Genomic DNA, 19,223 nt, shown 5'->3' with positions numbered 1-19,223 from the left:
GACTAAACGGTACTACTGTGGTTATATACCGGTATAATCAGTTGCTACACAAGGAGGCGCGATGAAAAAACTGATGGTTCTGTTGGTTCTGGCCCTGGCTGCGGTATCGCTGGCGCAAAAGTCGGGCGGCATCCTGCGGGCCGGCATGCAAACCGACCCGGTAGGGCTCGACCCCCACACCACCAACGCCACCGCCAGCCGCAACGTGCTGGAAAACATCTACGACACCCTGGTGATGCTCGACAGCAAAGGTCGCATCGTGCCGGGGCTGGCCCAGTCCTGGACGGTCTCGCAGGATGGCCTGACCTGGACCTTCCGCCTGCGGCCGGGTGTGACCTTCCACAACGGCGATCCCCTCAAGGCCTCCGATGTGGCCTTCTCCATCAACCGTATCAAAGACCCGGCCACCAAGAGCCCCCGCGCCAACGACTTTGCGGTGGTGCGCTCGGTCACGGCGCCCAACGACAGCACCGTGGTCATCACCCTTTCCCAGCCTTTTACGCCGCTGCTGGCCAAGCTGGCCTTCAGCACCAACGTGATTGTTTCGGAGAAGGTAACCAGGGAAAACAACAACGACCTGAACAAAGCCGTTATCGGGACTGGCCCCTTCCGCTTCGTGGAGTACATCCCCCAGACCCGGCTGGTGGTGCGTAAGTGGGACAAATACTGGCAAAAAGACAACCAGGGCCGCCCCTTGCCCTACCTCGATGGCATCACCTACACCTTCTACCCCGACCCCGCCGCCCGCTCCACTGCCCTGCGGGCCGGGGCGGTGGACTGGATCGAGTACGTCACTGCTGCCGATGTGCGCCCGCTTAAGGCCGACCGCAACCTGACCGTGGTGGGCGGCCCCTCGGCCAACTTCCGGGCCCTTTACTTCAACACCACCAAAGAACCCTACAACAACCCCAAGGTGCGCCAGGCCATCGCCTATGCCATTGACAAAAAAGCCATTGTGGATCTGGCCCTCTTCGGTACCGGCGGCATTGTGGCCCGGGGCACCACCATCCCCGCAGGGGCCTACGCCTACACCAACAGCCCCTACAACACCCGCGATGTGGCCAAAGCCAAGCAGCTTCTGGCCGAAGCCGGCCTGGCCAATGGCTTCACCATGAACCTCTACGTCACCTCCACCTACGACTTCCTGCGCACCCCGGCAGACGTCATCCGCGACAACCTGGCCGAGGTGGGCATCCGGGTCAACATCCAGGCCGAAGACTGGAACGTCTATCTGCCCAAAGCCCTGCGCAGCGAGTTCGATGTCACCCTCCTGGGCACCTCGGGGCAGGCCGACCCCGACGACTACCTCTTCAACACCTTCCACCCCACCTCGGCCCTGAACCTCTCCAAGTACAAGAACGACCGCGTTACTCAGCTTCTGGAGCAGGGCCGCCGCGTAGCCAGCCAGGCCGAGCGCCAACGCATCTACACCCAGGTGCAGGAGCTGGTTTTGCAGGACAGCCCCATGGCCTTCCTGTTCCACTCGGCCCAGTACGAGGCCATGAACCGCCGCGTACAGGGCTTTTTGCATTTCCCCAATACCAGCTACCTGGCCTTCCGCTACACCTGGCTACAGTAGCATCTGATAGACACTGGGCGAACCCTCGAGTTCGCCCTTTTTTTTGCGCTCTTCACACCACATTTGCCGAGCAATTCCTCAGCGATAATCGGGCCATGCGGCTGCTGGCCTTTGGTTTGCTTGGACTGGGCCTGGCCCTGGCCCACTTCGCCACGCCCCTACCCGATGCCAAAATTGCTCCGCCAGCGCGTCAGTTTGGCCTGCCGCTGCAAGGTCCGCCGGGCCCCGATACCTGGCTTTTGGGGCAGCTTTACGGCAATACAACCGGGGCATATCGGCAACGCACCAGCGCCTACCGGGCCGGGCAGGGCATCCACTTTGGCCTGGACTTTTCGGCCCGTTGTGGCACCCCGGTGATAGCCATTGGGAATGGAACCGTGGTGGAGGTAGATGGGCCGCACGGTTCTCCGCCGCACAACCTGGTGATTGACCACGGCAACGGGCTGGCCAGCTTGTATGGGCATTTGTTGGAGCGCCCTCCTTTGCGGGTGGGCGCCAAGGTACGGCGCGGCCAGGTGGTGGGCAAGGTGGGCGATTCGCAGTTTAGCTGCACCGCTGCCCCCCACCTGCACCTGGAAATTCGGGACAGCTCCCACCAACGCTTTTTCAACCCGATTCCCTACATAGCCGCCGACTGGGAGACGCTCACTTTGCTGGGGGGGTTCTCGAGGGGGTTTCAGCGCGACCTGGACAACCCCCGCCGCTGGCAGTTCCCCGACCAGCAGCCCGAAGCCCGTCGCGGCGGCCCCCTGCTCAACAACTACGCTAAAGCCTGGCCAGCAACCCTGGCAAGCAAACCCCAGCCCAGCGCTGTGGCGAATAGTTTTGCCGATTTGCCGGGCCTCTCCTTGCTCTTTGGTGCGACCAGACTGGAGTTTACCCGCACCCCCACCCCCCGCCGCCTCACCTCCGGCGGCTGTTGCGTGAACCCCCTCTGGAGCCCCGATTCCAGCACGGTACTCTTTCTTGACAAGCCGGGCCCCCAAAGCCCCGTTGCCCTCTACGGGGTGTCTGTCCTGCAGCCCGGCACACCCAGGCCCGTGCTACCGGTTGCCCATTACAACAAAAACTTTACCTATGCCCTGCTCCCCGGCAGGCCCAGCCTGATCGAGCGCCTGTCCGATGGGCAAAGCTTTTACCTCAACACCCAGGGCGGCAACGTGGCCTGGTCGCCCGGCAGCCAGCGGCTGGCCTGGAACACCACCCAGCCCGAGGGCAATTTCGACCGCCGCCGCTCGGACATCTGGGTGGCCCCCCCTGGGGGTACGCCTCGGCAGGTAGCCACGGTTTTCGGCGGGGGCCTGACCGGCTGGCTGGACGAGGAAACCCTCTTGCTCACGGGCAAACGCGCCCCACAGGAGGCGCTCAGGAACCTCGAGACCCTTCACCTCCCCACCGGGGAGCGCCGCATCCTGGCCCGCGCCATGGCCCTGCGCAGCATCCTGCCCAGCCCCGATGGGCGCTGGATGGTCTACTACGTGGCCTTCGACCGCCCAGAGCGCAACGGTCTTTTTGCCGTCTCCCGCGAGGGCGAACAGCGCAAACTGAACTGGTTTGGCTCCTACCGCTGGCGGGATAGCCAACGGCTGGTCTACATTCCCCTGGTCTTGGGTCAGCCCACCCACCGCCTCTTTGAGTACGACCTGCAAAACAACACCTCCCGTCTGCTGGCCGACCTGGGTGCAAAGGTGCTGAACGATCAGTGGCAGGTGTCGCCAGACGGCGGGCGGGTGGTTTTTTTGAGTAGCCAAGACCGCAACCTGTGGCTGCTCGAGCTGCCCTAAACTTCAATCTGCGCGAAGCGGGCGTTCTCCTCGATAAACTCGCGGCGGGGCTGCACATCCGAGCCCATCAGGTCATCGAAAATCTGGGCGGCGTAGGAGGCGTCCCGCATGTCCACTTTTTTCAAGACCCGCCGGGCGGGATCCATGGTGGTTTCCCAGAGCTGATCGGCGTTCATCTCGCCCAGCCCCTTGAAGCGCTGGATTTCGTAAGGCTTGTCGCCAATGCTGGCCAGGGCTTTCTTGAGCGCCTCATCGTCGAAGATGTACTCGACATTCTTGCTCTTGCCCACCCGCAGACCATAGAGCGGGGGCTGGGCCACGTACAAGTAGCCATGCTCGATGATGGGGCGCATATAGCGGTAGAAGAAGGTGAGCAATAGCGTGCGGATGTGGGAGCCGTCCACGTCGGCGTCGGTCATGATGATGATCTTGTGGTAGCGCAGGTCTTCGATGTTGAAGTGGGCCTCTTCGTTGTCCTTGCCGCCAATGCCCGCACCAATCGCAGCCACCATGGCCCGCACTTCAGCGTTTTTGAGGGCTTTGTTGAGGCCTGCTTTTTCGACGTTCAGAATTTTCCCGCGCAAAGGCAGAATGGCCTGGAAGCGGCGGTCCCGTCCACTTTTGGCGCTGCCCCCGGCCGAGTCCCCCTCCACAATGAAGAGTTCGGCTTCAGCAGGGTCTTCGGACTGGCAGTCGGCCAGCTTACCGGGCAGGTCGTCGGACTCGAGGGGGTTGGCCCGACGTACCAGCTCGCGGGCTTTACGGGCCGCCTCACGGGCTTGCGCAGCCCGCTGGGCTTTTTCGTAGATGAGCTTGGCGATGCGAGGATTTTCCTCGAGGTACTCGGAAAACTTCTCGTACACCACCTTGCTCACGGCCGTGCCGGCCTCGGGGTTGAGGAGCTTGCCCTTGGTCTGGCCCTCAAACTGCGGCTGAGGTATCTTGACCGAAATCACGCAGGAAAGCCCCTCCAGCAGGTCATCGCCGGTAGGCTCTAAGTCTTTGACCAGCCCTGATTTTTTGGCGTAGGCGTTGATGGCGCGGGTATAGGCGGTCTTGAAGCCCGAAACATGGGTACCGCCATCTACGGTAGGGATCATGTTGGCAAAGCTAACCAGGTTGACGCTATACCCTTTGGTGTGTACCAAACCCACATCCACACCTACCGCCTCGACCTGACCTTGCAGCAGCACCGGTTTGTCGTATAGCAGTTCCTCGCCGTCGGCGCGGTACTTGGCAAATGAGCCTACCCCGCCTTTGTCAAAGAAGACCTCTTCCTTCTGGTGAATCTCGTCCTTAAAGACCAGCTTTAGGCCCGCCACCAGAAAGGACACCTCGCGCAGCCGCACCCGCAGCCGGCTGGCTTCAAACTTCTGCTCAGTCCCGAAAATTTGCGGGTCAGGCAGAAAGGTGACGCGGGTACCGCGCTTGCCCTTGGGGGCATTGCCCACAAGATGCAAGGGTTTGCTGACATCCCCCCGGCTGAACTCAATCAGATAGTGCTTACCCTCGCGAAAGACCTCCACACGGGTGTACTCCGAGAGGGCATTGACCACGCTGGCCCCCACCCCGTGCAGCCCCCCCGAGACCTTATAAGCCCCTTCTTCAAACTTACCCCCGGCGTGCAGCACGGTATAAATCACCTCTACAGCGGGCTTTTGTTCTTCCGGCATAATGTCTACTGGAATTCCACGTCCGTTGTCCTCCACCGTGATGGAGCCATCGGGGTGGAGGGTGGTGATGATTTCGCTAGCAAACCCCGCCAGAGCTTCGTCTACGGAGTTGTCCAGAATCTCTTTGAAGAGGTGATGGTACCCGTCGGCCTGGGTGCCGCCAATATACATGGCAGGACGATGACGAACCCCTTCCAAGCCTTTTAAAACCTTAATTGCGGATGCGTCGTAGTTGGCAGTGACTTCAGTACTCACTTCGTTAGTATAACACATTTCGCTATTTACATAATAGCCACAACCAACGCCCGAGTGGGCGAAAATACTCTCCGGAACTGGTTAATTCAAAGCAATTCGGAGGATGTTAAGGTGGTGTAAAAGCTCTAACTGGGTTACGGGCAAGCACTTTTACTTGTCTCGTACAAATTTTTACAAGTTACTGCAAATCGTGCACTCTGTACTAATTCCGATAGAAGCGAATTGAGATGCATCGTTTTTTACTGCAATCCTCAGAATTCCGCGTAGTCTTTGGGAGAAAGGGGTTGCTATGTCCATGAGAACCATTGTTATTATTGCAGGGCTGTTGGGGGTCGGGCTGCTGGGGGCTTGTTCGCAGATTGTGGGGGGTTTCAGTGCCTTCAACCTCACCGCGCCCAAAGAACCCTGCACCCTCTCGGGCAGCGTGCGCGAACTCAACCTATCCTTCAACTACACCGGAACCCTCAAGGGCGTGAACCTGCTCTTTACCCCCAACGGCAAGTCGTCTGTTGCGGTCAATATCGCCGATTTGAGCGCCCCACCCACCGGCCTGCGGGTCAACACCCTGACCGCTGGGGAAGCCCGGCTCTTCATTAACCTCGCCACCCTCGAGCCCAGCGGTGCCTCGGCCCAGGCCATCCCGCAACCCAACCCCCGCCAGGTCTACCCGATGGATATCGAACTACAGGCCATCGGCAGCAATGGGGAGCGCCCGGGTGTACTCAAGCTGCCCAATGTGGACGTAGCGAATTGTTACGCGCCCTAATTAGCGCTTGACCGATCCCACCGCGCTAATGGCGTGCTCGCCCGAGCTGGTGCTAAGCCGGAGGCGCCGGCCCAATTCGCGCCACCAGATGTAGGCAGGGCTATCCAGGCGTTTGATGTGCTCGAGGTCGGTTTCCTTGCGCCAGCTTTTCAGGCGCAGCAAAAACAGATTCAAGAACAGGTCGCGGTACTCGGCGCTCGCGCGATCCATGTGGAAATGGAAACGCAGCCCCCGTTGCTGCGAGAAAGAAATGAGGATGGGCACCCCTTCGGGGCCTTCTACGGGTATCTCCACGGTGCTATCCGGGAAGGTCGAGGAGGTGAACTCGTACTCTTCTTGAATCATGCCGAGCTCGAGCAAAATCAGGGCAAAAGCCCGCATTTCGAAGCCATTGATCTCGCGGTAGATCCGGTCAAAAAGGTCGTAGGTAGAGCTGTAGTGAAACAGCTCGCCAGGCGCTTGAGCCCACCACATCGCATACTGCCCTTTGGGGGCAGAGAGCGCAGCCTGGATGTAGAGGCGGTCGCGGCGGGTGACGGGCTCGAGGGTTTCGGGGTAAATGGCCAGCAAATCGTCGGTGCTGTAAAAAACCGGGCGAATACGCCCCCACTTCTGGGCCAGCTCGTGCACCGCCACATAGTGGGCGGCTGCTTTTTCATCGGCGATGGGGTAGAAAAACAGGTCGTATTCGCCGTCCTCGGCCCGCACCCGCAGGGGAATTTCCAGCACCCCCTCGCGGGTCAGGCGCAGCACATCGGCCTCCAGCACCTGGATGCCCGACTTACGAAAAACGGTCTCTACCGTGGTTGCAAACAACAGACGATTGGCCGCTTTCACCTCGGGAGCACTGCTTTTGATCAGGCCCTCGATATGAACCTTGGGCCAGTGCGCTGGAGCGTTGGAGAAAAGTTCTTGCATAAGAATCCGAAAGAAGTAGAGCTACTCCAACCAAGGGTAGCGAGATTTTCATGGGTGCCCTGTGATATTTAAGCCATAGCGGCGTTACGTGGCAGATGAGGCCCAGGTGCAGGTCTGTGGGTTGCCTTCAGGAGGGGTTATTCCTTCACTACACCCCCAAATGGGGGTATCCACATTATTGGCGGTCGGGTCACCGCCATACTGAACCCTATGCCCAGGAGGCTACAACTGTTCTCGGCCCTGGTTTTCCTGGGTTTGGGGCTGGTAGTGTGGTGGGCGATGAGCCAGGCTGCTGAAAAACGTCTGAATCCGAATAAACGCGACTGGGAAAGCTTTGTGGCCCGTCAGGTGGCCGAACAAAATGCCGAGCACAGCTATCCACTGCGGCGTCCACTGGACTTTGGCCCCTTCGAGGCGGCGCTGGCGCAGCTTGAGACACCCCTGCTCGAGCATTTGCAAACCCTGACCCAACGGGCCACCATCTCAGAACTTCAGGCTGAAATGCAGACCGGACGCCTCACCTCTGAGCAGCTCACGCTGTTTTACCTGTGGCGCATCCGGCGCTACAACGACCGGTTGCGGGCTTATCTGGAACTGAATCCGGCGGTGCTCGAGGAAGCCCGCGCCCGCGACGCAGAGCGTCGGCAGGGGAAGCTGCGCGGGGTACTCCACGGCATTCCCCTCAGCCTCAAGGACAACATCTCCACGGTAGGCCCCCTGCACACCACCGCAGGCGCTGCCGTGCTGGCCGAGCACATGGCCGACCAGGATGCCTTTATTGTGCAGAAGTTGCGGGCTGCCGGGGCAGTGATTCTGGGCAAGAACAACCTTTCGGAGTGGGCCAATTTCATGACCAGCCAGTCGGTAAACGGCTACAGCACCCTGGGCGGCCATACCCGCAACCCCTACGGCCCCTTTGACGTGGGGGGCAGCAGCAGCGGCACCGCCGTAGCAGTGGCGGCCAACCTGGCCGTGGCCGGCATCGGCTCCGAGACCTCCGGCTCGCTCATCTACCCCGCCGCCCAGAACAGCGTGTTCACCCTCAAACCCACCCTGGGCCTGGTGAGCCGCGATCGCATCATCCCCATCACTGCCGCCCAGGACACCGCCGGCCCCATGACCAAAAGCGCCGCCGACCTGGCCGTGCTGATGTCGGTGATAGCAGGCCACGACCCTACCGATACCACCACAGAAATTGCCGCCCGGTTCTCTTTCCCTGCCACCCCTCCCGCTTTCTCTCTGCCCCTTCGGGTGGGCTGGGTACAGCACACCCAGCGCAAGGGCGACGCGGAAGCCCTGGCGCAGGTGGCCCAGGCGCTCTCTACGCTGGGCGTAGAGGTGGTGGAAGTGCCTTTTCCGGAAAGCTCCATCCAGATGATGCCGGTGTTGCACGCCGGCATGCGGCGCGATCTGGCCCGGTATCTGCAAACCACCGGGGCAGCCATTCGGGGTCTGCAAGACGTGATCGAGTACAACCGTCAGCACCCCGAGGCCATGCGCTATGGGCAGGATTTGCTCGAGGCCTCACTCGCCCACCCGTTTTCCGAGGCCGAGTACGAAGCCCTGGTTTCCAAGAACCGCCTGCAGGGCAGCGAACGTCTCCTGGACGTGATGCAAACGAGCCAGGTGGAGGTGCTGCTGACGGTGAGCAACAGCTTGAGCGTGCTCACCTCCACCTCGGGTTTCCCGGTCGTGAACCTACCCGCAGGTTACCGCGAAAGCGGCGAACCGGTCGGAGCTTCACTGGTAGGGCAACCCCTGCAAGATCCGCTGCTCATCGGGCTGGCCCAAGCAGTAGCAGACCAGCTTAACATCCACAAACCCCCTGTTCTTCCGTAAATTCTCGCTGGCATGGAAATTCCCCTTCCGGTTTATATCATCGGGCTGCGCGGCCTGCTCAACCTGATTGCGCTGCTCCTGATTGGGGCTTCGTTGCTTAATAACCTGCCCCTGCTGGTGCGGGAACCCAACCCCAGGCAGTTGCGCTTTTTCAAGTTCACGGCGGGGTTTGCCGTAGTGGCCATTGGGGTGGAGCTGCTGGTGCGCACGCTCTTTATGGGCGGCGTGACCTGGCTGCACGCCGTGTATGGCCTCCTGGCCGCCAGCATTTTGTGGTTTGTGAGCGGCCTGGGGCCTGGGGGCTGGTTTCGCAAAAGCCTGGAAAAAGCGCCCGAGCAGGTAGGGCCTTATTTTTTCTGGGCCAGCCTGGTGGGCTTGCTCTTGTGGTGGCGTTTTATCGAGACCGGGATTGCCCTTGGCCCGAATCCATAGCTTGCAACTGCCCGTGAATCTCCAAGGCAATTCGCCGGGCCGCCCCAGGCACGCCCATGGCGGCCTGTCCGTCGGCCCGGGCTTGCTGCAGGCGTTCGGGCGAGGCCAGCAACTGCCGTACACCCTGGGCAATGGCCTGGGGGTGGGGTTCTACCAGCAGCAGGGCTTCGCCCAGCAAGCGCTTCTGCTGTGCGGCAAAGGCCGGGGTATACTGCGGCCCACCGGTGGGAAACCCCACCAGCGGCACCCCAAAGCCGGCGGCCTGTTCGGCGGCTGTGCCGCTGGTGGAAATACCGACAGCAGCCCCTTCCAGCACAGTTTTGAAGGCTTTTTGCACCAGGTAGACCACCGTGCCGTCGGGGTGCTGAAAGCGGTGGGTCAGGCCCACCGCTTTGCCGGTGCTCTCCAGCCACCACCCGGCCACGGCCTCCATAGGCAGGCCGGCCCAGGCCACCACCGGTGTGAGGCCCAGGTCGTTCAAGAGACGAACCGCCTCGAGCATTTTGGGCAGGCTTTCGTAGGCATCGCTGCGCGAGCCCGGCAGGAGCAGTAAATAGGGTGGGGTCAGATCGAGCGGCCCCTGTTCCGGCGCATCGAGCATGGGGTTACCCAGGTAGCGGGCCTGGGCTACGCCGTGGGCCTTGAGCCAGCGCTCGCCCTCCGGTTCGCGCGGATACACCCCCGCCGCCCGGCGCATCAGAAAGCGCTCGAGGGCGCTGTAGGGCCGGCTCCAGCCCTGCGGCTGCCAGGCCCGCAGCGAGGAGCGGCACTGCATCAGATAAAGCGGGGGCCGCCCCATAAAATGGCCCACCAGCAGGGCATAGACATCCCCCACCACCAACGTAGCCGCCGCTTCTCGCGCGGCCTCCTTCACGGCGCGGTAGTGCGCCAGACTCATCGAGACCCAGCCCGCTTTCAGGTCGGCCCAGACGGCTGCCGGGCTTTGCAAGGCGAAGCCGCCCGAGGGCATCTCCTGGCGCGGCCCCAGCACAGCAAAACCCGCCTGCTCGTAGGCTTGGCCGCGGCCCACCAGCGGTACCGCCTGTAGCGCATAGCCCAGCCTTTGCAGCTCCCAGGCCAGCACCGCCCCGATGATGTCCTCGCCGTGGCCATTGGAAACCACCACAATTTTTCTCATGCCTGGGTGAGCTTGACCAGGCGCTCGAGCACCTCGAGGCCCGCCCCACTGTCCAGCAATGTCTGGGCCAGCGCAACCCCCTCGGCGATGCCGGAGGCTTTACCAGCTAAGTAAAAAGCCGCTCCGGCATTTAAAGCCACTGCATCACGTTTGGGGCCTTTTTGCTGGCCGCTCAGAATGGCCCGTGCCTCCACAGCATTTTCGGCTGCGGTGCCTCCACCAATTGCGTCGTAGGGGGCCGGTGGCAGCCCCACTTCCTCAGGACGGAGCTCATACAGCCGAATCTGTCCGTCTTTTAGTTCGGCCACGGTGTTTTCACCCAGCACCAGTTCGTCGATAGCCTCGAGGCCCCCCCCGCGGGCCATCCGGCCATGCACCACCAAAGCCCGGCTCGAGCCCAGATCGCGCAGCACCCTGGCAAACGGTTCTACCAGCCCGGGGCTGCTCACACCCACCAGGTTCAGGCTGGCAAAAGCCGGGTTGGTCAGGGGGCCCAGCAGGTTAAAAACGGTGCGCACCCCCAGCTCGGCCCGCACCGGGGCCACATAGCGCATGGCCGGGTGGTGGTTGCGGGCAAACAAAAAGCCCAGGCCCAGGGTCTCGATGGCCTCGGCCACTTTTTCAAGCGGAAGATCGATGCGCACCCCCAGGGCCTCGAGCAAATCAAAAGACCCCGACCGGGAAGATGCGGCGCGGTTGCCGTGCTTGGCCACCGCGACCCCGCCCGCAGCCACCACAAAGCAGGTGGTGGTGGAAATATTGAAGGCATCCGGGGCCACCCCCCCGGTACCCACGATGTCCATAAGGGGCTTGCGCCGGGTTTCTACGCGCAGCGCTGCTTCGCGCATCCCCGCGGCAAATCCAGCAATTTCCTCGGCGGTTTCGCCCCGGGTGCGCAAGGCCATCAACACCCCGGCGGTCTGCACCGGGGTCAGGTCGCCCGACATGATGCGCTGCATCAGGGCATGGGCCTCGGTCTGGGATAGGGGCTCGGCCAGTAGGGCTTTTTTCAGTTCGTCCACATCTCCTCCAAACGCATTTTTCTCCATAAAAGCTTATACCGACAATGGAAGCCGCCAGCCGCGCCTTAAACCCCGCCACAAAGCCCCCAGCCTGTCGAAGCGGCCCCGCAGGCTGTACTCGACCAGCCAAAAGAGGGCATACCCTGCCACCGCCAGCCCAGGCCAGGGGGCGTGCTTGCGAAACAGGCGAATGTTGTATGCGGCAAAGTGCTCGTCGGCCTTCAGGCTTCCATGCCAGGAAGTGCCTCCCTTGTGCCACACCCGCGCCTGGGGCACCACGGCCAGCTTGAAACCGCTTTTCAGCAGCCGCAACCCCATATCAGCATCCTCGCCGTACATGAAAAAACCTTCGTCCAGCAAGCCCACCTGCTCGAGTGCTTCCCGCCGCAGCAGCAGGCTGGCCCCACTGATGTAGTTCAACCGAGGGGTCTGCCCAGGATGGTTCAGCAAACGAACTAGACCCCAGAGCAGCACCACCTCGCCCCCACCCCAGGCCTGCACCTGTTCGGGCCTGTCCATCTCGTAGAGCACCGATCCCACCGCCCCGATCTGGGCATCCTGCTGGGCTAGTTCAACCATGGCAGCAAGCGCCTGGGCGTCGGGCAGGGTATCCGGGTTCAGGAGCCAGACGTACGCGGCCCCTTCGGTCAGGGCCTGCCTTAGACCCACGTTGTTGCCGCCTGCGTACCCCAGGTTACGCCCCAGTTCCATGACCTCTACTTTTGGAAACGCCGCCCGGATCTGCGCCACCGAGTCGTTGTCGGAAGCGTTGTCCAGCACCAGCACCCGGTAGTTGGGGTACTCGAGTTTTTCCAAAGCCCCCAGGCAGGCCACCGTGTCGCGCCAGGCCCGGTAGTTGAGAATCAGAATGTAAACCAGAGGCTCAGCCACCCCTACCCTCCAGAAGCCCCTGGGTATAGGCGGCCTCGAGCAAAAACCGGTACCGCCTGAAAGCCCCTGCCCCCTGTTCCCAGCCGCGTTTTTCCAAAAGCCTCAGGGCCCTGTCCCACGGGTAAAGTCGGCGCTTAAGGGCCAGCGAGGCGGGATTGGCCCCGGTCCAGAGGGCCACCTGCGGGCTGGGGTGCATCCGGTAAAACTGCCAGGCCATGCGCCCCATGCTCCGCGCTTTTTTCATCATGGTTTCCAGGTTGACCCGGTCCTCGTGCGCGGCCCGTGCCCCCAAGGCCAGGCGGGGCCATAGCCCTTTGCGCCAGAGCCGAAGGCCCAGCTCGTGTTCTTCCCAGCCATAGCCCCCAAAAGCAGCGAAGGGCTCGGCCAGCCTGCACGGCAGGGAGAGGCTGGCAAACCAGTACCCGCCCCAGCCTAAAGGCGAGCCGTCGGCCCTACCTCGCACCCCCGACTCGGCCCTCTCCCGCCAGAAACGGGTGAAGGGGTCTTGCCCCAGCGCTTCGGGTATATAGGTGCGGCTCACCGCTACCGAGCGGGGATAACGCTGGTGCAGTTCCAGATGGGCCCGCAAAAAACCCTTTTCTGGCACCACGTCGTCGTCGTTGAAGAGCACGTACTGGGCCTGGGCCTGGGCCAGCCCCGCGTTGCGCGCAGCGGCCAGCCCTGCGTTCGGCTGACGCAGCACGCGCAGCCGGGAGTCGCGGAGCGCACCCAACACCTGGGGGGACTCGTCGGTAGAGCCGTCGTCTACCACGATTACCTCAAAATCGACCCCCTGCTGCGCCAGGAAAGCCGTCACCGTCCGGGTGATCAGTTCAGCCCGGTTGTGCGTGGGAATTACGACACTAAAGTCCATCAGGTTCGCGTGTTCTTGCTGGCCTCGAGGGCCTCCCAGGCCCCCCAGGCAAAGGCCAGCTCATAATCGCCCCGACCTCCCAGCAGCCCTTTCAGGCTGGGCAACAAGGCCATCTTCACAGCCAGCAGGGTGGGATGTACGCCCAGGGCCCAGGCAATCCGGGGGTCGCCGTGCTTTTGCCAGACCCGCACATGGGCTGCACCCGCCTGCCGCGCTTTCTGGACAGCCCGGGTGCGGTGCTCGGGGGCTTCGTGCAACGCTACCGCCTCCCGCACAAAAACCAGCCGCATCCCTGCTCTCATCAGACGGTAGCCCAGGTCGGAGTCCTCGCCGCCGTAGGCGCTGAAGGCGGGGTCGTAGCCGCCCACCTCCTCAAACAGCGCTTTGGGCATAGAGGTGTTGTTGCCGGTCACGTGCCACCAGAAGACCCTGGGCCCCTTCAGCTCGGCGGCCCCGCTGCCCCGCAGCTCGGGGGGCAGTATCAGCCGCCCTACCGCCACCGTGCGGGGGTGGGTATGGGCCCGCCGGTGGGCCTCGATCCAGCCCGCCTTGGGCATCACGTCGTCATCGGAGAAGAGCAATAGGTCGCCCCGAGCAGCCTTTGCCCCCTGATTGCGGGCATTCGCGGCCCCAAGGCCCTGCCCATAGCCCTGGCCGGTCTGAAGTACCTGCAGGGGATAGGGCGGATGGTAGTCCTGCAAAAAGGTCAGGGTATCGTCGGTGCAGCCGTCGGCCACCACAATGACCTCGAACTCGCCCGCCTGGGTTTCCAGGCCGCGCAGCTTTTTTTCCAGCAAGGTGCGCCGGTTGTGGGTCGGCACAATAACCGAAATCATGTTAGATAGCTTATAGCGGGAAGATATCAGCAAAAAAACTTATTGGCACATCTGCAGAAAATTGCCCAGCATCTGCTTCCCCCCCTCGGTCAAGACCGACTCGGGGTGGAACTGCACACCGTGGGTCGGGTAATGGCGGTGGTGCAGGCCCATCACGGTGCGGCCTGAGGCCTCCTCCACCCAGGCGTTAACCTCGAGCTCCTCCGGCAAATCCTGCACCACCAAAGAGTGGTAGCGGGTGGCCGTCAAGGGAGTGGCAAGACCGGCAAATACCCCGCTGCCGTCGTGCTCGATGCGACTGGTTTTGCCATGCACGATGACCCGATGTCGCAAAACCCGAGCCCCAAAGGCCTCACCAATGCTCTGGTGGCCCAGACATACGCCCAGGATGGGATATTTGGGCGCGTACCGCTGTATCAGCGGTACCGACAGACCCGCCTCCCTGGGCGTACAGGGGCCGGGCGAGACCACGATACCGTCGGGGTCAAAGTCTTCCACGTCCTTCAGCTCGAAGCGGTCGTTCCGCCAGACCGTCAAATCTGCACCCAGCTCGCCCAGGTACTGCACCAGGTTGTAGGTGAAAGAGTCGTAGTTATCAATCATCAAAATGCGCTTCATAGACCTGCCTCCCGCTTTTCTAGCGCCACCATCTCGGCCAGGATGCTCCGGAAGATCCGCTCCGCCATATGGGGCGGCAAGCCCTGGTGCTCGGCCATATAACGCACGTGCTGGATGATCTGTTCCTGGCGCTCCCGGGCCTCGATTTGCTCTGCACCATACCGGACGGCATCCCGCACCAGCCGGGCCCGCTGGGCCAACAACCCCACAATCCGGGCGTCTATGGCATCGACCTGCAGGCGAATGTCCTCGAGGTTCATAATCCCTCCTCCGCCAGCCGCACAGCCTTAAGCATGGCCTGGGCTTTGTTCAAACACTCCTGGTACTCTGCCGAGGGGTTGGAGTCGTAGACCACCCCGGCCCCGGCCTGGATGTGCAGCTGCTCCTTGGCAACCACCATCGTGCGCAAGGTCAGGGCTACATCCATGTGCCCGTCGTAGGCCACATAGCCAAAAGCCCCACCATAGGCTCCTCGACGGGAGGGCTCGAGCTCTTCGATAATCTCCATGGCCCGGATCTTGGGCGCTCCCGAGACGGTGCCCATCGGCAGGACCGAGGCCAGGGCGTCGAGGGGGGTTTTGTCCTCGCGCAGCTCGCCCTCTACCGTAGAAACGATGTGCATCACGTGCGAGTAGTGCTCCACCGCCATGAGCTGGGTGGGCCTGACGCTGCCATAGCGACAGACCCGGCCCAAGTCGTTGCGCGAGAGATCGACCAGCATCACATGTTCGGCCCGTTCTTTTTCGTCGGAGAGCAATTCCTCGGCCAAGGCCTGGTCTTCCGCTGCGTCTTTGCCCCGCCGGCGGGTGCCCGCAATGGGGCGGGTAACCACCCTCCGACCGTCCGAACGCAAGAGGCTTTCGGGGCTGCTGGAAATGAGCGTTACCTCGCCCAGATCCAGGAAACCCATGTAGGGGCTGGGGTTCACCGCGCGCAGCGCACGATAGACGGCAAAAGGGTGCACATTGAGGGGAGCCGATAGCCGCAGACTGGGCACCACCTGGAAAATGTCGCCCGCCCGGATATACTCCAGCGCCCGCTCCACCATGCCCTCATACTCGGCCTGGGAGACGTTCTGGCTAAAGTCCAGGCGGCGTCCTGCCCGCTCACCGGGTACGCCGGGCAGGGGGCCGTGGAGCTTTTTCTCAGCCCAGGCGATGCGCTTCAGGGCCTCGGCCCGCTCTTCTTCCAGGGCAGGGGCTACGATGTGCATCTGCTGCTTGAACTGGTCGAAGACCACCACCACCTCGGGCTCGACAAATAAGAGGTCGGGAACCTCGAGCAAATCGGGCTTCTGGCTGGGTAGCTGCTCGTAATAGCGAATCAGGTCGTAGGCCGCATAGCCCACCGCGCCGCCCCAAAAAAGGGGCAGGTCGGGGTCGGGTACGATGGGCCGGTGGATGGCCTGGTAGAGGGTGCGCAGGGGGTCGGTGGTCTTTAGGGTTTGCCCATTCAGGGTAAACACCCCCTCCTTCAACCGCCATACCTTGCGCGCTCCCACCCCCACAAAGCTCCACCTCGCCCAGGCCTTGCCCCCCTCCACCGACTCCAGCAGAAAGCTGGGGCTGCTTTTTTCGGAAAGCTTCAGGTAGGCCGTAACGGGGGTCTCGAGGTCGGCCAGCAGGGTTTTCTTGACCGGAACTGTGGGCATGGTTTTTGCCGAGATTTGCATGGCTTCTCCTTACAGTGCAATAAAAAATCCCCTGAGAAAAAAGCCCCAGGGGTACTGACCGCTACCGTCCCAGGGCTATCCGGGCCACCACCAACCCTTGACTTGTGCAGTTCGTACCATCTGGCCTTTAGTCTGCGGTATGGTGCCCCAGAATGCAAGCCACCTCTTTACGCTGTCCTGTACGCCGAACCACAAACCCGATACGCTAGGGCCTATGCGTTGGCTGACCTTCGACCTCGATGGAACCCTGGCCGACTGGCCCTTCCGCTACCTGATGCGGCCGCACATGGAACCCCTGCTGGCCCAACCGGCCATCCGAGCGGCCCTGCGCGAGGAGTACCTGAATCGGCTTGCCCAGGGCGACCCCACACGGGTCTACGACTGGGGCGACATTCATCGTGCCGTGCGGGAAAAACTGGGACTGCCGCCCATCTTTCCTAATCTCCTTGAGGTGCTGGCGGAGGCCAGGTTTGAACATGGAATGCTCTACCCCGATGTGCCCGCAGGGCTGGCGGCGTTCCGCAGCCAGGGCTACCGTATTGCGGTCGCGACCAATGGCCTGGCCAGGTATCAGCAAATTCTGGTAGACAAGCTGGCCATCCCCTACGACCGGATGCTGGCCCCGGATATTTCGCAAGCCCTCAAGCCCGACCCGGCTTTCTGGAACCCGGTGCGAAACGAACTGGCAGACACCATTGTGCACATCGGCGACCTGCTCAGCCAGGACATCTGGGGAGCCAACGGAGCGGGCCTGGTAGCGGTGTGGATCTGGCGCACCATGCCCCAGGACTGGCGAGCAACGCCCGTACATGAGCGCACCCGCCGCCCAGATCTGGACGCCGTAATCGCAGCCAGGGTACAGAGTGAACTCGAGGAGCACGGCTTTGTGGGCCGCGTTCGCCCCGAGGCCCCGCCCCGGCCCGATTACATCGTGGCCGACCTGCACGAACTGCAGGCCGTGCTTCTGCAGGCAGATTAGCGCTCTTCACAAAAACTGAGCCATCCTGAATCAAGAGTCTCTTTTCCTGCGTAGAACCGTGGCCATCTGGATGGGCGGCCACGCTGGAGAAGGTCACGATGGTCAGTCCTCAGGGCCACCCCAGCCCAAACGTGCCGTGCAGGCTGCGAAACCAGCCTTCGGCATAGCCTCCCGCAATGTTGAGGCGGCTATAGCCAATCGTGAGCTTGCCCTCGAGGCCCGGTGTCACCACCCAGGGGGCTTCCAAACCCACCGCCCACTGCCCACCCAGGCCCCCCAGGTGATACCAGCGGGGGTCGCCATCCACCCCCCAGCCCTGGCCGCGCACCATGGTCTCGGGGTGGACCACCAGCGCCCCCAGACCCACCCTGGGTACCACCCGCAGCGGCCCCGCTTCCAGCGCGTAGGCCAGGTTAAAGAGCACGTAGTTGAAGCCATCGGTCACGTTGAACTGCTCAAAAATGCCCCCGTTGCGCTCGGCTGCGGCAAAGTAGAGCTTCTGGTGGATGAGCTCGAGCTCATATCTAAGGCCCACCCTTTCGCCGTACCACAGCCGCACCGTGTAGTAGGGGAACCCTTCCAGGTCGCGTCCCTCAAACCGAACCCCCTCCACCACGGTGGAGGGATACCCCTGCTGCACGACGCGCAGATCGGTGGGCGCATTGCTGGTCAAGCCCAGGGAAATTTGGAGGCCCAGGCTCTGGGCCACGGCGTTTCCCAGCAACACCAGCAGGGCAAAACAACCGCGCATACCCCAAGGTAGGGCCGCCTCATGAGGGGCTGCTGTTGAAAGGATGAACGGCTTGGGTTTGGGGGAATAAAAAAAGCGGCTTTTGCCGCTGATAAAATCAATATATCATGCTATGCACTATGCGTCAAGCATATGCAGAGAACTCCCTCTAGAACGGCCATTCCGCCCATATCAAATCCCCAGGACTCGAGACATTTCACCCGCTCTGACCCCTCTTTTACTTGAAGTCTGGGGGGTGGACTGCCTACCGCCTGGCATACCAGAGAAGCTCGTGCTGCACAGGCCCCTCGTAGCCCGCCAGGTGAAAAGTCTCGCTGGCCAGACGGTGGCTGAAACGGTCCATAAAGTTAAGCACCGAAAGCGCCTGGGTGCGGTGTTGGGCCATGGCCCGTAGTTTTTGCAGCAAGACCTCCATGGGCAAATGGCGCACATGGGTGGGGGGCAACCAACCCTCGAGGTACTCCGGCAGGGGTTGAGGCGGTGCATAAAAAAATAGTTTGATCTTTTGCCCCGACTTCCGGGCCGCTTGTACCACGAACTGGTGGGTGGCCACGTGGTCGGGGTGGCGGTTGGAGCCATTGGGGGCAAAGGTAATAATGGCCCTGGGGCGCAATACTTCAAAGCGCCACAGCAACAAGTCCACAATTTCAGGATGATCGGCCACCCCATTGGGGGTTGCAAAGCCGTGCCCCCTGGCCTCCCCTTCCAGCGAGCTATTGGGCCGCCCATTGGGAAAATCGTGGAGTTCGAAATGGCCCACCTTGAGGATGTCCACGGCACGCTTCAGCTCCTCCGCACGAAAATCCCCCAGCCTCTCGGGCGCGCACAGGCCCAGGGTTCGCCCCGCTTCGCCTTTGGTCAAAGTGATCAGGCCCGTTTCCAGACCCCAGTCGGCATATTGAATGAGCGTCCCCCCCGCACCAAACACTTCATCATCAGGATGGGGAACCACCACCAGCAAGTCCATGCCTCTATACTACCCAGAGCAACTCCCTGTATTTAGTAGTGCGATGCTCCGCCAGGCCCTGAAGATCAGGCCAGTAAATGTCTTGGGTAGTTCGGTAGTTCGAGTCATATAAAAAATTCGGTTGAGCAAAGGAAGGGGCTTCTAAACTGGATTTGTGAATAACCCAGAGAAGCCCAAAGATAGTGTAGCTTGCCAGAACTGCGGAAGTGTGAAAGTCGAATGTGGCGGC

At 61.9% G+C, this 19,223-nt stretch carries 19 protein-coding genes; 6 read left to right on the top strand and 13 right to left on the bottom strand.

Features of this window, described 5'->3' with window-relative positions:
• The first annotated feature begins 61 nt into the window (after positions 1–61).
• Positions 62–1,579, top strand: a complete 1,518-nt coding sequence (locus Mhypo_RS04560; protein ID WP_119340121.1) for an ABC transporter substrate-binding protein — start codon at positions 62–64, stop codon at positions 1,577–1,579.
• Between the two features lie 95 nt (positions 1,580–1,674).
• Positions 1,675–3,363: a M23 family metallopeptidase gene (locus Mhypo_RS04555; protein WP_119340120.1), complete on the top strand. Its 1,689-nt coding sequence runs from the start codon at positions 1,675–1,677 to the stop codon at positions 3,361–3,363.
• On the opposite strand, the gene Mhypo_RS04550 is transcribed toward Mhypo_RS04555, so the two are convergent.
• Positions 3,360–5,309, bottom strand: a complete 1,950-nt coding sequence (locus tag Mhypo_RS04550; RefSeq protein WP_119340119.1) for a DNA topoisomerase subunit B — start codon at positions 5,307–5,309, stop codon at positions 3,360–3,362. The genes Mhypo_RS04555 and Mhypo_RS04550 overlap by 4 nt on opposite strands.
• A gap of 277 nt (positions 5,310–5,586) precedes the next feature.
• On the opposite strand from Mhypo_RS04550, the gene Mhypo_RS04545 reads away from it, so the two are divergent.
• Entirely contained in the window at positions 5,587–6,057 is a 471-nt protein-coding gene (locus Mhypo_RS04545) for a hypothetical protein (protein WP_119340118.1), read from the top strand.
• Here the strand turns inward: Mhypo_RS04545 and Mhypo_RS04540 are convergent, their stop codons facing one another.
• Positions 6,058–6,975, bottom strand: coding sequence for a hypothetical protein (locus Mhypo_RS04540; protein ID WP_119340117.1), 918 nt, complete (start codon positions 6,973–6,975; stop codon positions 6,058–6,060).
• 210 nt (positions 6,976–7,185) lie between these two features.
• Between Mhypo_RS04540 and Mhypo_RS04535 the strand changes: the two genes are divergently transcribed.
• Both Mhypo_RS04535 and Mhypo_RS04530 read left to right on the top strand, forming a co-directional pair.
• Complete coding sequence (locus Mhypo_RS04535; protein WP_240637114.1) at positions 7,186–8,814, top strand: amidase family protein; 1,629 nt, start codon at positions 7,186–7,188, stop codon at positions 8,812–8,814.
• A 12-nt stretch (positions 8,815–8,826) separates the two neighbouring features.
• Entirely contained in the window at positions 8,827–9,246 is a 420-nt protein-coding gene (locus Mhypo_RS04530; protein ID WP_119340116.1) for a hypothetical protein, read from the top strand.
• Here the strand turns inward: Mhypo_RS04530 and Mhypo_RS04525 are convergent.
• From Mhypo_RS04525 to trpE, 8 genes are read right to left on the bottom strand one after another with little or no spacing between them, the layout of a single operon-like run.
• Positions 9,209–10,384, bottom strand: coding sequence for a lipid-A-disaccharide synthase-related protein (locus Mhypo_RS04525; protein WP_119340115.1), 1,176 nt, complete (start codon positions 10,382–10,384; stop codon positions 9,209–9,211). The genes Mhypo_RS04530 and Mhypo_RS04525 overlap by 38 nt on opposite strands.
• Positions 10,381–11,406: an anthranilate phosphoribosyltransferase gene (trpD, locus tag Mhypo_RS04520; RefSeq protein WP_119340161.1), complete on the bottom strand. Its 1,026-nt coding sequence runs from the start codon at positions 11,404–11,406 to the stop codon at positions 10,381–10,383. Before trpD ends, Mhypo_RS04525 begins: the two co-directional genes overlap by 4 nt.
• A gap of 33 nt (positions 11,407–11,439) precedes the next feature.
• A complete protein-coding gene (locus Mhypo_RS04515) occupies positions 11,440–12,297 on the bottom strand; it encodes a glycosyltransferase family 2 protein (protein ID WP_119340114.1) in 858 nt (285 codons plus the stop codon).
• The gene (locus Mhypo_RS04510; protein ID WP_119340113.1) at positions 12,290–13,171 is read right to left on the bottom strand and encodes a glycosyltransferase family 2 protein; all 882 of its coding nucleotides are present in this window, start codon (positions 13,169–13,171) and stop codon (positions 12,290–12,292) included. Before Mhypo_RS04510 ends, Mhypo_RS04515 begins: the two co-directional genes overlap by 8 nt.
• On the bottom strand, positions 13,171–14,007 hold the full coding sequence (locus Mhypo_RS04505; protein WP_119340112.1) for a glycosyltransferase family 2 protein: 837 nt from the start codon (positions 14,005–14,007) through the stop codon (positions 13,171–13,173). Before Mhypo_RS04505 ends, Mhypo_RS04510 begins: the two co-directional genes overlap by 1 nt.
• A 39-nt stretch (positions 14,008–14,046) precedes the next feature.
• A complete protein-coding gene (locus Mhypo_RS04500) occupies positions 14,047–14,625 on the bottom strand; it encodes an anthranilate synthase component II (RefSeq protein WP_119340111.1) in 579 nt (192 codons plus the stop codon).
• Positions 14,622–14,885 carry a chorismate mutase gene (locus Mhypo_RS04495; protein WP_240637113.1) on the bottom strand — a complete coding sequence of 88 codons (264 nt, stop codon included), beginning with the start codon at positions 14,883–14,885 and terminating at the stop codon, positions 14,622–14,624. Before Mhypo_RS04495 ends, Mhypo_RS04500 begins: the two co-directional genes overlap by 4 nt.
• Positions 14,882–16,276: an anthranilate synthase component I gene (gene trpE, locus Mhypo_RS04490; protein WP_119340160.1), complete on the bottom strand. Its 1,395-nt coding sequence runs from the start codon at positions 16,274–16,276 to the stop codon at positions 14,882–14,884. Before trpE ends, Mhypo_RS04495 begins: the two co-directional genes overlap by 4 nt.
• 235 nt (positions 16,277–16,511) lie before the next feature.
• Between trpE and Mhypo_RS04485 the strand changes: the two genes are divergently transcribed.
• Entirely contained in the window at positions 16,512–17,276 is a 765-nt protein-coding gene (locus tag Mhypo_RS04485; protein WP_119340159.1) for an HAD family hydrolase, read from the top strand.
• Positions 17,277–17,385: 109 nt separating this feature from the next.
• Here the strand turns inward: Mhypo_RS04485 and Mhypo_RS04480 are convergent, their stop codons facing one another.
• The 3 genes from Mhypo_RS04480 to Mhypo_RS18310 form a co-directional block, all read right to left on the bottom strand.
• Positions 17,386–18,027: a hypothetical protein gene (locus Mhypo_RS04480; protein ID WP_119340109.1), complete on the bottom strand. Its 642-nt coding sequence runs from the start codon at positions 18,025–18,027 to the stop codon at positions 17,386–17,388.
• A gap of 244 nt (positions 18,028–18,271) precedes the next feature.
• Entirely contained in the window at positions 18,272–18,994 is a 723-nt protein-coding gene (locus tag Mhypo_RS04475) for a PIG-L deacetylase family protein (RefSeq protein WP_119340108.1), read from the bottom strand.
• A gap of 4 nt (positions 18,995–18,998) precedes the next feature.
• The coding region (locus Mhypo_RS18310) for a hypothetical protein (RefSeq protein ID WP_206074893.1) at positions 18,999–19,223 on the bottom strand (225 nt) is incomplete at its 5' end.

Source organism: Meiothermus hypogaeus, assembly GCF_003574035.1.
Classification (GTDB): Bacteria; Deinococcota; Deinococci; order Deinococcales; family Thermaceae; genus Meiothermus; species Meiothermus hypogaeus.
This window is presented reverse-complemented; position numbering and strand designations above follow the sequence as displayed.